Raw genomic sequence first — 14,283 nt, 5'->3', positions numbered from 1 at the left:
ATATTATTATGGAATTACAGGGTAAAAGAGTTCTGGTATTTGGTTCCGGCAAAAGCGGGATCGGTGCGTCAGACCTTCTGGCGAAGGTAGGCGCAGTTCCGGTTATTTTTGACGGAAATGCAGAGATTGATAAAGAGGCAGTGGTACATAAAACAGACGGTACTTATCAGGTAGAAGTGTATGCCGGAGAACTTCCGAAGGAAGTAGCCGACAGCCTTGATCTGGTTGTTTTAAGCCCTGGCGTACCTACAGATCTTCCTGTTGTAAAGAGTTTCTGTGAGCAGGGGATTCCTGTATGGGGAGAGGTAGAACTGGCATACAGAGTAGGCGACGGAGAAGTACTTGCCATCACAGGAACCAATGGAAAAACAACCACAACAGCTCTTCTGGGTAAGATCATGCAGGATGCCAGAGAGTCTGTATTCGTAGTGGGAAATATCGGAACACCGTATACATCCAAGGCTCTGGAAATGAAACCGAACTCTGTAACAGTTGCAGAGATCAGCAGCTTCCAGTTAGAGACCATCGATGAATTCGCACCGAAGGTTTCTGCAATCCTGAATATTACAGAGGATCATTTAAACCGCCATCATACCATGGAAGAATATATTCGTGTCAAAGAGTTGATCACGAAGAATCAGGGAACAGAAGATGTTTGCGTGCTGAACTATGAAGATGAGGTGCTTCGCAAGTTCGGAGAAGACATTGTTCCGAGAGTCGTATATTTCTCCAGTGAAAGAAAGCTGGATCAGGGCATTTATCTGGATGGAAAGAAGATCATCCTGAAAGACGGAGAGAAAGAGATCGAAGTAGTAAACACAGATGATCTCAAACTTCTTGGCAAACATAATTTCGAGAATGTGATGGCTGCAGTTGCCATGGCCTATTATGACGGAGTTGCCATGGACAGCATCCGCAAGAGTATCTGTGAGTTTACAGCAGTTGCCCACAGGATCGAATATGTAACAGAGAAGAATGGAGTCAAATATTACAATGATTCCAAGGGAACCAACCCGGATGCTGCCATAAAGGGCATTCAGGCGATGAACCGCCCTACACTTCTTATCGGCGGCGGTTATGATAAACAGTCCAGCTATGATGAATGGATCGAATCCTTTGCAGGAAAGGTACGTTATCTGGTACTGATCGGACAGACAAAGGAAAAGATCAAAGAGACGGCAGAGAAACATGGATTCCATGAGATCATTCTCTGTGAGAACCTGGAAGAAGCGGTAAAGGTATGTGCAGAGAAAGCACAGGAGGGAGATGCAGTTCTTCTTTCACCTGCCTGCGCAAGCTGGGGACAGTTTGACAACTATGAACAGCGTGGAGATATGTTTAAGGAATATGTAAGAAATCTGTAGAATATCTATAGATAAGGCATGATTCCGGAGACGCAGATGAGTCAGAGAAAACAGGCGGGATTTTCCAAAACAGATATGACGATGCTGGTGCTTGTAGTACTTTTGGCCGTGTTTGGGCTGACTGTACTTGGCAGTGCCAGTGAATATAATGGCAGAGTACGTTTCGGCGACTCTGCCTATTATTTTAAGAAACAGTTATTTGCGACAGCACTGGGACTGGGGGCAATGTATGTGGTTTCTATTATGGACTACCACTTTTTTGTCCGGCTGGCTCCGGCGCTGTATCTTCTTTCCATGGCTCTCTCCACAGCTGTGCTGCTGTTCGGCCAGGAGATCAACGGATCGAAACGGTGGCTGAACCTGGGGCCTTTATCCTTTCAGCCGTCGGAATTCGCCAAGGTGGCAGTTATTTTGTTTCTCACCTGGCAGATCGAAAGAGCAGACAATACAGAAGGGTTCTGGTTTATGTGCAGGATCATGTTCACTTTGCTTCCCATTGTGGGGCTGGTAGGCTCCAATAATCTGAGTACAGCCATCATCATTCTGGGGATCGGTGTGATCCTGATCTTCGTTTCCAACCCCAGATATATGCAGTTTATAGGACTGGCGGCGGCAGGTGTGAGTTTTATCGCTGTGTTTCTGGCTGCTGAGAGCTACCGCCTGGAACGTCTGGCTATCTGGAGAAACCCGGAGAAATATGAAAAAGGGTTTCAGACCATCCAGGGACTGTATGCCATAGGAAGCGGCGGGATCTTCGGAAGAGGACTGGGAAGCAGCCTGCAGAAGCTGGGATTTGTTCCGGAAGCACAGAATGATATGATCTTTTCGGTGATCTGTGAGGAACTGGGGCTTGGAGGAGCGGTTCTGCTGATGCTGGTGTTCGGGCTGCTTTTGTGGAGATTGTGTGTAAATGCCATGCATGGAGCAGATCTGGCGGGAATGCTGATATGCGGTGGGATCATGGGACATCTGGCAATTCAGGTGATCCTGAACATTGCAGTAGTCACCAATACCATTCCCAATACAGGGATCACGTTGCCCTTTATCAGTTATGGCGGAACTTCCGTAGTATTTCTGCTGGGGGAGATGGGGCTGGCACTGGGGGTGAGCAGTCACAGGAAGGGCATTTATGCATATAATAGAAGGTAAGAGGCCCTTTAGGAGTGAAAATTTTGGATGAAATTCACGTAATGGGCAGGAGTTCCCTTAACGGGAGCGTTTCCATACAGGGATCAAAAAATGCGGCGCTTCCCATGATGGCAGCATCGCTGATGCACAAAGGGCTGAGTGTTCTGCGGGGATGTCCGCGGATTTCGGATGTATTCTGCATGGAAGAGATCCTGAAAGATCTGGGAGCTGTTACCTGGTGGGAGGGACATGACCTGTATCTGGACTGCACAGAGGCAGACGGAATACAGATCCCGGCTGCATATACAGGAAGAATGCGCTCTTCTGTGATTCTGCTGGCACCTGTGCTGAGCAGGAACCACAGTTGTCGGATCGGTTATCCGGGAGGCTGTGTGATCGGAAAAAGGCCAATAGATCTTCATCTGATGGCATTGAGGCATCTGGGTGCTGAGATTGAGGAGCAGGAGGCATATCTGTCTGCATACTGTGGGAAATTTATGGGAAAAGAAATCGTTTTTCCACATTCCAGTGTAGGAGCCACACAGCAGGCAGTACTGGCAGCAGTGTGTGCCTGCGGGGAAACCCATGTTTACGGCTGTGCCAGGGAACCGGAGGTTGTATGGTTGTGCAGATATCTGGAGACAATGGGAGCGAAGATCCAGGGTGTGGGAACAGAGCATCTTTATATCCAGGGGGTGGGGGAACTGGGCCCCGGGAAATTTCAGATTCCCCCGGACAGGATCGTGGCCGGAACCTATCTGTGCGCAGCAGCAGCGGCCAGAAGCAGGATCACACTTGAGAATGTACCGGTGGGGGAACTGGAGAGCTTCCTGGAAGTATATCGGAAAATGGGTGGACAATATGAAGGGAAAAGTGGTACACTAAGGATCAATGGAGAAAGGGTATGCAGTCCTGTGCCCCTTGTGGAAACCGGAATCTATCCGGGATTTCCTACAGATCTGCAGGCTCCTCTTATGGCTGTGCTGGCCGGGATACAGGGTGTGAGCAGGATCAGGGAGAAGATTTTTGATGACAGGTTTGGCAGTGCCCTTCAGATGAGAAAGATGGGTGCGCATATTGAGATAACCGGAAATACAGCAGTGATCTGTGGAACAGATACTCTGAAAGGCTGTACCACAGAAGCTGGAGATCTCCGGGGCGGTGCAGCGCTGATCATTGCAGCGCTTGGTGCAAAAGGAGAAACCTGTATCCGGGGAACTGAGTTTATCAGCAGAGGATATGAGCACATCTGTGAAGATTTAGAAGCTCTGGGCTGCCGGATCTGGCAGTCATCTGGCAAAGGAAATGAACGTATATGAGAAAATCCAATTTCGGAAAGAAAAATCCGTTAAAAAAATTGACCAAAAAAGCGAAAGTAACAGTGGCAGGTGTGATAGGGATCGTACTCCTCGGTGCTGCAATCGGCTTTTTTTCCTATTATAAAGTAGATTCTGTGGAAGTGCGCGGAACCACTCATTATACAGAGGATGAGATAAAGAAAATGGTGCTTAAGGGATCGTTTGCGTCCAATTCGGTCCTGGCACCGCTGTTCTGCGGTAATGTAGATACTTCGGATGTGGCTTTTGTGGATGCTTTCAAGATCACTCAGCTGAACAGAAATACCATCTGCATCAGCGTAAAGGAGAAAAAGCCCATCGGTTGTATCCATTATCTGGACAGCTATATTTATTTTGACAGGACAGGCACCTTCGTGGAGGGATCACAGACTCTGGATAAGACAGTGCCTTATTTCGACGGCATCGAAGTGAGTAAAGTGGTGATGGATGAGAAACTGGATATTAAGGGAGATACTGTGCTGAATACTGCTGTGGCGCTTTCTACGATCTTCCAGAAAAATGACTTGGTCCCTGACCATATTCAGTTTGACAACAGTTATTCCATCAGTCTGATCTACGGGGATATCACGGTACAGCTTGGAAAGGACGAGAATCTGGAGGAGAAAATGAACCGTGTGGCAGCCATTCTTCCGAAGATCACAGGGAAGAAGGGAATCCTTCATATGGAGAGCGTTTCTACAGACACGAATACTTTCGAGGAAGAGAAAGAAAAAACGGATACCACATCTACATCAGAGAACTGGACCGGCGGCTATGATGAAAACGGCAACTATGTAGGCGCGAAACCTATGACTGCCCTGGAAGAAGCCATTGCGAACTGGACCGGCGGTTATGACGGGGAAGGAGATTATACAGGCGCAGGAGAGTATGATGCTAATGGCAATTATGTAGGTCCGAAGCCGACACAGGAATCGCTAGATGCCGAATCAGAAAATACAGACACCACAGACACTGAAGATACCGGCAGTGACACTCAGTCAGGAGATTATTCCGATGGATATTCTGAGGATAACAGCCAGGAATATGACAGCAGTTACAGCGGAGATTATTCGGACTATTCGGATGGCTACAGTGACAGTTATAATGAAGATTACAGTGACAGCTACAGTGATGGTTATAATGGAGACTATTACAGCGAAGATTACGGATATTAAAGGTTCCTGTTTGTATAGAAACTGCTGATACAGGCAGGAAAACAGGAATAACCATGAAAAAAAGTAGAAAAAAACGAAATTAATGGTTGATTAATTCCGAAAAAAAATATATGATATATCTATATGTAGCTATGACATAAATTACTGAAATTGATATCAGATAGAAATAAAGGAGGAAGTACATTGTTAGAGATCATGTCAAATGAGGCTGAATCATCTGCAAAGATTATCGTAATTGGCGTGGGTGGAGCCGGAAATAATGCAGTAAACAGAATGGTGGAGGAATCCATCGGAGGAGTTGAGTTTGTAGGTGTAAATACCGATAAACAGGCTTTAACTCTTTGCAAAGCTCCAACTGTACTTCAGATTGGCGAGAAGATAACCAAGGGTCTTGGCGCAGGAGCGCAGCCTGAGGTTGGACAGAAAGCAGCAGAAGAAAGCATTGAAGAAGTGAAACAGTTAATGGAAGGCGCAGACATGGTATTCGTTACCTGTGGTATGGGCGGCGGAACCGGAACAGGTGCTGCACCGGTCATCGCTGCAGCAGCGAAGGAAATGGGTATCCTGACAGTAGGAGTTGTAACCAAGCCTTTCCGTTTTGAAGCGAAGACACGTATGAACAATGCACTTGCAGGTATTGAGAATCTGAAGAAAGCAGTGGATACACTGATCGTTATCCCGAACGATAAATTACTTGAAGTAGTTGACCGTCGCACTACTATGCCGGAGGCATTAAGAAAAGCGGATGAGGTTCTGCAGCAGGCAGTACAGGGCATCACAGACCTGATCAATCTGCCGGCACTGATCAACCTTGACTTCGCAGACGTTCAGACAGTCATGACAGATAAGGGAATCGCACATATCGGTATCGGTGAGGCAAGAGGCGATGATAAGGCTATGGAAGCTGTTCAGCAGGCCGTTTCTTCTCCACTTCTTGAGACAACCATCAAGGGTGCAACTCATGTCATCATCAACATTTCCGGTGATATCTCACTTATGGATGCAAACGACGCAGCAAGCTATGTACAGGAGCTTACAGGAGAGGATGCCAACATCATCTTCGGTGCGATGTATGATGATACAGTTGCTGACTACTGCAGAATTACAGTTATCGCAACAGGTTTAAATGATGAGAACCTTCAGGCAAGCCCTTTCGGAAAAAGAAGCACAGCTTCTTCCTTTGGCTCCAGAAGACCTTCTTCTCAGGCAGCGCCGGCAGCAGGAACAGCTACAGCAGGTATGAATATGCCAAGCTTCAGCCTTCCTACTATGAATGCAACACCATTCGGAACAACTAAGACTCCGTCCAGCACTGTTCAGAAGAAAGACATTCAGATCCCGGATTTCTTAAGAAACAGATAAATAATAGAACAGATCAAAGAGACATACCGATACATCCGGTATGTCTCTTTTTGTGAGACGATCAGAAAATCTGACAGGTCTCATGCAGACTGGATAAATTCAGACACCACAGTTGCACTGAAAAGTATTGCATTTGGTATCAGAGGCATCGTGTGCGCTGGAGCCGTCCACATGAATGGAAGAAGCTGTACATTTGCAGTCTGAATTATAGGTACAGTTGTGTGCTTTACAGTCGATCTGGATCTTTTCACATCCACAGCCGCTGGCACAGCTGTTTGTCACAGAATTTCCGCTGCGCTCACGGAAACTGCCGCAGCTTGTTTCATTTGCAGTGGTAGCATTTTCTCCGGTAACGTCGATGTCACCTTTGGAACAGAGCTGTTCCTTATTGTACATACAGGTAGTTGCTGAACATTTCAGAGTTGTCATGATTTTTCCTCCTTGATCTGTATTGATTCGACCGCAGTGATCAAAAGTGACAGATGCGGTCATAAAGATAGAGTGCCCGGAAATGCGAAAAATATGTATAAAATGAAAACAGAAAAATATATTAAGAAAAAATAAAAAGATACTTGACTTAAATAGAAAAGCATGGTATCTTATACAAGTACGTAAGAAAACAAAGCAGAGTTCCACTCTCACCTCAGCGCATATGATTGAAGCGGCTCAGGTTTATATTGCACAGTAACTGCCGGTCTCAGAGATCAGTGGGTGTGATATCAGAGTGTGGATTTCGTCCACGCTTTTTTCTTTTGTAAAAGATATGAGGGCGATGAGAAGTTATTAAGTCTATTCAGGTATGGAGGTGCACTACAATTAGCAATTTAATGATTAACGAACAGATCAGAGACAAAGAGGTACGCTTAATCGGTTCGGACGGAGAACAGCTTGGAATCATGTCCGCGAAGGAAGCAATGTTCAAAGCTCAGGAGGCAGGGCTTGACCTGGTAAAGATTGCCCCGCAGGCGAAACCGCCGGTATGCAAGATCATTGATTACGGTAAATATCGCTACGAACTTGCAAGAAAAGAAAAAGAAGCCAAGAAGAAGCAGAAGACCATCGATGTCAAAGAAGTGCGACTTTCTCCAAACATTGATACCAATGACCTTAATACGAAAGTCAACGCCGCCAGAAAATTCCTTTCCAAAGGTGACAGAGTAAAAGTAACCTTACGTTTCCGTGGAAGAGAAATGGCGCATATGGCAAGCAGCAGACACGTGCTGGATGATTTTGCAGAACAGCTTGCAGATGTGGCAACAGTGGAGAAGGCACCGAAGGTTGAAGGCAGAAGCATGACCATGTTTTTAACGGAAAAACGTTAAATATAATAGAGATACAGTTTAAGGAGGAAATTACAATGCCAAAAATTAAAACTTGTAGAGCAGCAGCAAAGCGTTTCAAAAAAACAGGTACAGGAAAATTAGTAAGAAATAAAGCTTATAAGAGCCATATCTTAACAAAGAAATCTCAGAAGAGAAAAAGAAATCTGAGAAAATCTACTGTTGTTGATGCTACTAACGTTAAGAGCATGAAGAAAGCATTACCATATTTATAAGAAGCATTTGCGAAGAAGATAGACGAACAGGAGGAAAATTAAGAAATGGCAAGAATTAAAGGCGGATTAAACGCAAAGAAGAAACATAATCGTACATTAAAACTGGCAAAAGGTTACAGAGGAGCCCGCTCCAAACAGTATAGAGTTGCTAAACAGTCTGTAATGAGAGCACTTGCTAGCTCTTACGCAGGAAGAAAGCAGAAAAAACGTCAGTTCAGACAGCTCTGGATCGCACGTATCAATGCAGCAGCAAGAATGAACGGATTATCCTACAGCAAAATGATGCACGGACTGAAAGTTGCAAACATCGACATCAACAGAAAGATGCTTGCTGAACTTGCAGTAAACGATGCAGAAGGATTTGCAGCACTTGCTGAGATCGCTAAAAAAGCATTTGCTTAATCAGTAGTATTTCCTGAGAATTTAGCCAAGATTACGACACACAGGAGAGAAGTAAAACTGCTTCTTTTCTGTGTGTTTTTTATTTTATACGTCGCTGAAGCAATCTGCCACAGGTGGAGAATCCCGTTGACTGAAGCAACTATTGTATAAGAAATTATAATTATTGTTTATATAGTATACAAAATTACAATCAAATTTGAGTGCGATTCACGGTCAAGTGTCGTTATAAGACGGAAAAATCTTAAATTTCCATAAAATTTCCCTTGCATGGTCAAATATATGGTGCTATAATTTGAAACATCAATATATTAAAGTGTCAGTGGAAGCCAAAGCCGGCTGGGAACCCAGTTGGCTTTTTGTTACTTTTCAGTTCCTTTACATAAAGATCTTGCGGAACTTAAGCGGGATGAATGGTAACAGAAGCTTGTCTTGTGTGCCATAAGAGGGACGAAGGAGCTGACCAATAATAAGGAGGATTTTATTATGAAAAACCTGAAAAAAATCATCAGTGTTACTGCGGCAGCAGCAATGGTAATGACAACAGTTGCACCTGTATCTGTATTTGCAGACGATGCTACATTTAAGATCGGTGGAATCGGACCTGTAACCGGAGCAGCAGCAATCTACGGACAGGCTGTAAAGAATGCAACAGAGCTTGCAATCAATGAAGTAAACGAAGACGGCGGAATCAACGGATATCAGGTAGAGTTCAAATTTGAAGATGATGAAAACGATGCTGAGAAAACCCTGAACGCTTACAACGCATTAAAAGACTGGGGAATGAACATCCTGGTTGGTACAGTTACTTCCACACCTTGTGTAGCTGTAGCAAATGAAACAGCAGCAGACAATATGTTCCAGCTTACTCCATCCGGATCTGCAACAGAGTGTGTTGCTAATCCGAACGTATTCCGTGTATGTTTCTCTGACCCGAACCAGGGTACTGCAGCAGCTCAGTACATTGGAGAGCATAAACTTGCTACAAAAGTAGCTATTATCTACGATAGCTCTGATGTATATTCATCAGGTATCACACAGAACTTCACAGCAGAAGCAGCTAATCAGGGTATTGAGATCGTATCTTCCGAAGCATTCACTGCTGATAACAATAAAGACTTCTCCGTACAGCTTCAGAAAGCAAAAGACGGTGGTGCTGAATTAGTATTCCTTCCGATTTATTATACAGAAGCTTCCCTGATCCTTGCACAGGCAGACAGCATGGGATTTGAAACTAAATTCTTCGGATGCGACGGTATGGACGGTATCCTTGGTGTAGAAAACTTTGATACATCTCTTGCAGAGGGGCTGATGCTTCTTACACCATTTGCAGCAGATTCTACAGATGAGAAAACCCAGAACTTTGTAAAAGCATACAAAGATGCTTACAAAGACACACCAAACCAGTTCGCAGCAGATGCTTATGATGCAGTATACGCAGTCAAAGCAGCAGCAGAAAAAGAAGATGTAAAAGCAGACATGGATGTTGCAGATATCTGTGCAGCACTTGAAAAAGGCATGACCGAGATCACACTTGAAGGTGTTACAGGTGACGAGATCACATGGACAGAAGACGGTGAGCCGAACAAAGCTCCGAAAGCTGTAGAGATCAAAGATGGTGCTTACACAGCAATGGAATAATGAAATAAAATGCGATTGTTTCTGGAGTGGACAATGGTTGTATGCCAACGGGGCTGTCTGAATTATGCAGGCAGCCCTGTTGCCTAATACGTTATTACATTAATGCGTTAATGACAGATTTACTTTTGGCAAAATAAACAAGACAGATTTCGCTAAAGGCAAATCTGCCAGTTTTACACACAATAAAATTATTTAAATATAAGAAAGGAAAGACTTCTATGAGTAGTTTTATATCATATCTTATCAGTGGTATCAGCCTCGGAAGTGTATATGCGATCATCGCCCTTGGTTATACCATGGTATATGGAATCGCTAAAATGCTGAACTTCGCTCATGGAGATGTTATCATGGTCGGCTCTTATGTAGTTTATGTCGCAGTCAGCGGCATGGGATTAAATCCGATTTTAGCTATACTGCTGTCCATTATCATCTGTACACTCATGGGCGTTGTGATCGAAGGCGTTGCGTATCGACCACTGCGTAATGCAGCTTCACCTCTGGCTGTTCTGATCACAGCAATCGGTGTCAGCTACCTGCTTCAGAACGTGGCCCTTCTGATCTGGGGAGCAGATACCAAATCATTCAGTAACGTGATCAGTCTTCCATCCCTGAAACTTGCAGGTGGTTCTATCGTGATCACAGGTGTAACCATCATAACTATTATCGGTGGTATCCTGATCATGGCAGGTCTGATGCTCTTTATCAGCAAGACAAAAACAGGACAGGCAATGCTTGCCGTATCTGAGGATAAAGGCGCTGCCCAGTTAATGGGTATTAACGTAAATAAAACAATCTCCATTACTTTTGCAATCGGTTCCGGACTTGCAGCGATCGCGGGTGTGCTTCTCTGTTCCGCATATCCGTCTCTGACACCATATACAGGTGCCATGCCTGGTATCAAGGCATTCGTTGCGGCAGTATTCGGCGGTATCGGATCTATCCCCGGTGCGTTTATCGGTGGTATTGTTCTGGGTATCCTGGAGATTTTTGGTAAGGCATATATCTCTTCACAGATGGCAGATGCCATTGTATTCGGTGTTCTGATCGTGGTTCTGGTTGTGAAACCTACCGGTATTCTTGGTAAGAACATTCAGGAGAAAGTGTGAGGTGGCAGACATGGAAAAGAAGAAATTAAACAAAACAACAAAAAGCAATCTCATTACATACGGAATGGTTCTTGCAGCATATCTGATCGTACAGGGACTGATTGCAGGGAATCTGCTTTCCAACCTGATGCAGGGTCTGTTGGTGCCTCTTTGTGTATATATTATCCTGGCACTTTCTCTGAACCTGACGGTTGGTATCCTGGGTGAGTTAAGCCTTGGCCATGCCGGATTTATGTGTATCGGTGCATTCACCAGTGCAGCATTTACAAAGGCAACTATGGATACATTTACAAATGCAGGACTTCGTTTCTTCGTTGCTCTGATCATCGGAGCTGTATGTGCAGGTATCTTTGGATTCCTGATCGGTATTCCTGTACTTCGTCTGAAAGGTGATTACCTTGCTATCGTAACACTGGCATTTGGTGAGATCATTAAGAATATCATCAATGTGCTTTATGTAGGAATTGACAGCAACGGAATCCATTTTTCCATGAAAGACCAGATGTCTCTTGGAATGGAGCCTGGTGGAAAAATGATCATCAGTGGTGCCATGGGTATCACAGGTACACCGAGACAGTCAACTTTCACCATAGGTGTGGTTCTGATCCTGGTTACTTTATTCGTAGTTCTGAATCTGATTAATTCCAGAGACGGACGTGCGATCATGGCAATCCGTGATAACCGTATTGCAGCGGAATCTATTGGTATTGATATCACAAAATATAAACTGAAAGCATTTGCAATCTCAGCAGCATTAGCCGGTATCGGCGGTGTGCTTTATGCTCATAATCTTGCAACTTTAACAGCACTTCCGAAGAACTTCGGTTATAACATGTCCATCATGTTCCTGGTATTCGTAGTTCTCGGTGGAATTGGAAATATGCGTGGTTCTATTATTGCAGCAGTGATCCTGAACCTTCTTCCGGAGCTTCTGCGTGGACTCAGTGATTACCGTATGCTGTTCTATGCAATCGTGCTGATCGTAATGATGCTGATCAACTGGGCACCTAAGGCAATCGAGATGAGAGAGCGTCTTTTCAGTAAATTTAAGAAAAAGGAGGCATAAGCTATGGCATTGCTGGAAGTAAATCATTTAAATATTTCATTCGGCGGTCTTCATGCAGTGGATGATTTCCATGTCTCCATCGAGAAAGGACAGCTTTATGGTCTGATCGGTCCGAATGGTGCCGGTAAGACTACAATCTTTAACCTTCTTACAGGTGTGTATAAGCCGGACGAGGGAATCATCAATCTGGACGGACAGGATATCACCGGAAAGAGTACCATTGATATCAACAAGGCGGGAATCGCCAGAACATTCCAGAATATTCGTCTGTTCCATCAGATGAGTGTGCTGGACAATGTAAAGGCAGGACTTCACAATCATGATAAATACAGCCTTTTTACAAGTATTGTACATACTCCGAAATACTTTAAGGTTGAGAAAACCATGAATGAGGAAGCCATGAAGCTTCTTAAAGTGTTTGATCTGGATAAGGAGGCAGATATCCTTGCATCCAACCTTCCGTATGGTAAACAGAGAAAGCTGGAGATTGCCAGGGCACTGGCAACAAAGCCGAAGCTTCTTCTTCTGGATGAGCCGGCTGCAGGTATGAACCCCAATGAAACTGAGGAACTGATGGACACCATCCGTTTTGTTCGTGATAACTTTGATATGACCATTCTTCTGATCGAGCATGATATGAAGCTGGTTTCAGGTATCTGTGAGGAGCTGACTGTACTGAACTTCGGTCATGTTCTGAGACAGGGCAAGACTTCAGATGTGCTCCATGATCCGGAAGTTATCAAGGCATATCTTGGAGAATAGGAGGAGAGACAGATGGCATTACTGGAAGTACAGGACATACAGGTTTATTATGGAATGATTCAGGCATTGAAGGGTGTTTCTTTCTCTGTAAATGAAGGTGAAGTTATTGCTCTGATCGGTGCAAACGGTGCAGGTAAAACAACTACCCTGCATACAGTGACAGGGCTTCTCCGGGCAAAATCAGGACATATTATTTATGACGGACAGGACATCACAAAGGTTCCGCCTCACAAGATCGTAACAATGGGTATGGCACATGTTCCGGAAGGAAGACGTGTGTTTGCAAATATGACGGTTCTTCAGAATCTGAAGATGGGTGCTTTTACAAGATCTGATAAAAATGAGATTGATGCGACCATTGAGAAAGTATATAAACGTTTTCCGCGTCTGAAGGAACGTCAGAATCAGACTGCAGGTACCTTGAGTGGTGGTGAGCAGCAGATGCTCGCCATGGGACGTGCGCTGATGAGCCAGCCGAAGATTATTCTGATGGACGAGCCGTCCATGGGCCTTTCACCGATCTTTGTAAATGAGATCTTTGATATCATTAAAGAGGTAAGTGAGAGTGGCACAACGGTTCTTCTGGTTGAGCAGAATGCGAAGAAGGCTCTTTCTATCGCTGACAGAGCTTATGTCCTTGAGACCGGAAGGATTACACTGGAAGGCAAGGCAAGTGATCTTCTTCATGATGAATCTGTTCAGAAAGCTTATCTTGGAGAGTAAACAGGAGGGATTTTATGGAGAATTTTGTAATTACCATTGCGAGACAGTATGGAAGTGGCGGACGTACCGTCGGTAAGATGCTGGCAGAGAAACTGGGAGTTTCCTTCTATGACAAGCAGATCATTCAGATGGCCTCTGATGAGAGCGGGATTGATGTGAAGCTTTTTGGACAGGTGGAGGAAGGTTCCAGTGTGAAGGCATCTCTGTTTAATAAGACAGGGTTATATAAAGGAGATCTGATCGCACCGGATCAGAAGGGATTCGTTTCTGATGAGAATATTTTTAATTATCAGGCGAAGATTGCAACGGATCTGGCAAAGAAGGAATCCTGTGTGATCGTTGGGCGTTGTGTGAATTATGTGTTCAAGGACAGACCGAATACTTTGCGGGTGTTTGTTCATGCACCATGGGAGTTTCGTGTGGAGAAGTCCAGAGAGAAGATCAGCGGCAGTGATGAGGAGATTGAGAAGTTTCTTCGCAAAGATGATAAGAGAAAGCAGGATTATTATCGTAAATTTGCCGGTGGGGACTGGAGTGATGCGACGAATTATGATCTGTGTCTGAATGCAGGAAAGCTTGGATTTGAGAAATGTGTGGATGCGATTCTGGCGCAGATGAACGTTATGGGAATTAAATGATGAAAAGGGCAGTCTCTCTTTGGAGGC

At 44.6% G+C, this 14,283-nt stretch carries 15 protein-coding genes; 14 read left to right on the top strand and 1 reads right to left on the bottom strand.

Features of this window, described 5'->3' with window-relative positions:
- The first annotated feature begins 8 nt into the window (after positions 1–8).
- The 5 genes from murD (at position 9) to ftsZ (ending at position 6,366) form a co-directional block, all read left to right on the top strand.
- The gene (gene murD, locus R8695_RS14090; RefSeq protein WP_118509468.1) at positions 9–1,364 is read left to right on the top strand and encodes a UDP-N-acetylmuramoyl-L-alanine--D-glutamate ligase; all 1,356 of its coding nucleotides are present in this window, start codon (positions 9–11) and stop codon (positions 1,362–1,364) included.
- Positions 1,365–1,400: 36 nt separating this feature from the next.
- On the top strand, positions 1,401–2,513 hold the full coding sequence (locus R8695_RS14085) for an FtsW/RodA/SpoVE family cell cycle protein (RefSeq protein ID WP_154779616.1): 1,113 nt from the start codon (positions 1,401–1,403) through the stop codon (positions 2,511–2,513).
- Between the two features lie 14 nt (positions 2,514–2,527).
- A complete protein-coding gene (murA, locus tag R8695_RS14080; protein WP_308418796.1) occupies positions 2,528–3,811 on the top strand; it encodes a UDP-N-acetylglucosamine 1-carboxyvinyltransferase in 1,284 nt (427 codons plus the stop codon).
- On the top strand, positions 3,808–5,004 hold the full coding sequence (locus R8695_RS14075) for a cell division protein FtsQ/DivIB (RefSeq protein WP_154779617.1): 1,197 nt from the start codon (positions 3,808–3,810) through the stop codon (positions 5,002–5,004). Before murA ends, R8695_RS14075 begins: the two co-directional genes overlap by 4 nt.
- Positions 5,005–5,199: 195 nt before the next feature.
- Positions 5,200–6,366, top strand: a complete 1,167-nt coding sequence (ftsZ, locus tag R8695_RS14070) for a cell division protein FtsZ (protein ID WP_118509509.1) — start codon at positions 5,200–5,202, stop codon at positions 6,364–6,366.
- Positions 6,367–6,465: 99 nt separating this feature from the next.
- Here the strand turns inward: ftsZ and R8695_RS14065 are convergent, their stop codons facing one another.
- On the bottom strand, positions 6,466–6,795 hold the full coding sequence (locus tag R8695_RS14065; RefSeq protein WP_154779618.1) for a DUF1540 domain-containing protein: 330 nt from the start codon (positions 6,793–6,795) through the stop codon (positions 6,466–6,468).
- Between the two features lie 398 nt (positions 6,796–7,193).
- Here R8695_RS14065 and infC point away from each other — a divergent pair, with 398 nt between their 5' ends.
- The 9 genes from infC to R8695_RS14020 all read left to right on the top strand — a co-directional run bounded on the left by infC (position 7,194) and on the right by R8695_RS14020 (position 14,256).
- On the top strand, positions 7,194–7,688 hold the full coding sequence (infC, locus tag R8695_RS14060; protein WP_118509472.1) for a translation initiation factor IF-3: 495 nt from the start codon (positions 7,194–7,196) through the stop codon (positions 7,686–7,688).
- 35 nt (positions 7,689–7,723) lie between these two features.
- Positions 7,724–7,921, top strand: coding sequence for a 50S ribosomal protein L35 (gene rpmI, locus R8695_RS14055; protein WP_008706525.1), 198 nt, complete (start codon positions 7,724–7,726; stop codon positions 7,919–7,921).
- Between the two features lie 45 nt (positions 7,922–7,966).
- Positions 7,967–8,323 carry a 50S ribosomal protein L20 gene (gene rplT / locus R8695_RS14050; protein WP_118410668.1) on the top strand — a complete coding sequence of 119 codons (357 nt, stop codon included), beginning with the start codon at positions 7,967–7,969 and terminating at the stop codon, positions 8,321–8,323.
- 483 nt (positions 8,324–8,806) lie between these two features.
- Positions 8,807–9,961, top strand: coding sequence for an ABC transporter substrate-binding protein (locus R8695_RS14045; RefSeq protein ID WP_154779619.1), 1,155 nt, complete (start codon positions 8,807–8,809; stop codon positions 9,959–9,961).
- A gap of 218 nt (positions 9,962–10,179) precedes the next feature.
- On the top strand, positions 10,180–11,067 hold the full coding sequence (locus tag R8695_RS14040) for a branched-chain amino acid ABC transporter permease (RefSeq protein ID WP_118509474.1): 888 nt from the start codon (positions 10,180–10,182) through the stop codon (positions 11,065–11,067).
- 10 nt (positions 11,068–11,077) lie between these two features.
- Complete coding sequence (locus R8695_RS14035; RefSeq protein WP_118509510.1) at positions 11,078–12,133, top strand: branched-chain amino acid ABC transporter permease; 1,056 nt, start codon at positions 11,078–11,080, stop codon at positions 12,131–12,133.
- A gap of 3 nt (positions 12,134–12,136) precedes the next feature.
- Complete coding sequence (locus R8695_RS14030; protein WP_025578122.1) at positions 12,137–12,895, top strand: ABC transporter ATP-binding protein; 759 nt, start codon at positions 12,137–12,139, stop codon at positions 12,893–12,895.
- 12 nt (positions 12,896–12,907) lie between these two features.
- The gene (locus R8695_RS14025) at positions 12,908–13,618 is read left to right on the top strand and encodes an ABC transporter ATP-binding protein (RefSeq protein WP_020993607.1); all 711 of its coding nucleotides are present in this window, start codon (positions 12,908–12,910) and stop codon (positions 13,616–13,618) included.
- A 14-nt stretch (positions 13,619–13,632) separates the two neighbouring features.
- Positions 13,633–14,256 (top strand): cytidylate kinase-like family protein, encoded by a 624-nt coding sequence (locus tag R8695_RS14020; protein ID WP_118509476.1) that lies wholly within the window; start codon positions 13,633–13,635, stop codon positions 14,254–14,256.
- The last annotated feature ends 27 nt before the right edge of the window (positions 14,257–14,283 follow it).

The organism is Blautia luti, assembly GCF_033096465.1.
In the GTDB taxonomy this organism is placed as follows: domain Bacteria; phylum Bacillota; class Clostridia; order Lachnospirales; family Lachnospiraceae; genus Blautia_A; species Blautia_A luti.
Note: the sequence above shows the minus strand (reverse complement) of the source record. Positions and strands in the feature narration are given on the sequence as shown.

Excerpts from the sequence above, each read along its gene's own strand:
- R8695_RS14075 (WP_154779617.1), top strand. The coding sequence starts at position 3,808 with ATGAGAAAATCCAATTTCGGAAAGAAAAATCCGTTAAAAAAATTGACC.
- rplT (WP_118410668.1), top strand. The coding sequence starts at position 7,967 with ATGGCAAGAATTAAAGGCGGATTAAACGCAAAGAAGAAACATAATCGT.
- R8695_RS14030 (WP_025578122.1), top strand. The coding sequence starts at position 12,137 with ATGGCATTGCTGGAAGTAAATCATTTAAATATTTCATTCGGCGGTCTT.
- R8695_RS14040 (WP_118509474.1), top strand. The coding sequence starts at position 10,180 with ATGAGTAGTTTTATATCATATCTTATCAGTGGTATCAGCCTCGGAAGT.
- R8695_RS14085 (WP_154779616.1), top strand. The coding sequence starts at position 1,401 with ATGAGTCAGAGAAAACAGGCGGGATTTTCCAAAACAGATATGACGATG.
- ftsZ (WP_118509509.1), top strand. The coding sequence starts at position 5,200 with ATGTCAAATGAGGCTGAATCATCTGCAAAGATTATCGTAATTGGCGTG.
- rpmI (WP_008706525.1), top strand. The coding sequence starts at position 7,724 with ATGCCAAAAATTAAAACTTGTAGAGCAGCAGCAAAGCGTTTCAAAAAA.
- R8695_RS14045 (WP_154779619.1), top strand. The coding sequence starts at position 8,807 with ATGAAAAACCTGAAAAAAATCATCAGTGTTACTGCGGCAGCAGCAATG.
- infC (WP_118509472.1), top strand. The coding sequence starts at position 7,194 with ATGATTAACGAACAGATCAGAGACAAAGAGGTACGCTTAATCGGTTCG.
- R8695_RS14065 (WP_154779618.1), bottom strand. The coding sequence starts at position 6,795 with ATGACAACTCTGAAATGTTCAGCAACTACCTGTATGTACAATAAGGAA.
- murD (WP_118509468.1), top strand. The coding sequence starts at position 9 with ATGGAATTACAGGGTAAAAGAGTTCTGGTATTTGGTTCCGGCAAAAGC.
- R8695_RS14020 (WP_118509476.1), top strand. The coding sequence starts at position 13,633 with ATGGAGAATTTTGTAATTACCATTGCGAGACAGTATGGAAGTGGCGGA.
- R8695_RS14025 (WP_020993607.1), top strand. The coding sequence starts at position 12,908 with ATGGCATTACTGGAAGTACAGGACATACAGGTTTATTATGGAATGATT.
- R8695_RS14035 (WP_118509510.1), top strand. The coding sequence starts at position 11,078 with ATGGAAAAGAAGAAATTAAACAAAACAACAAAAAGCAATCTCATTACA.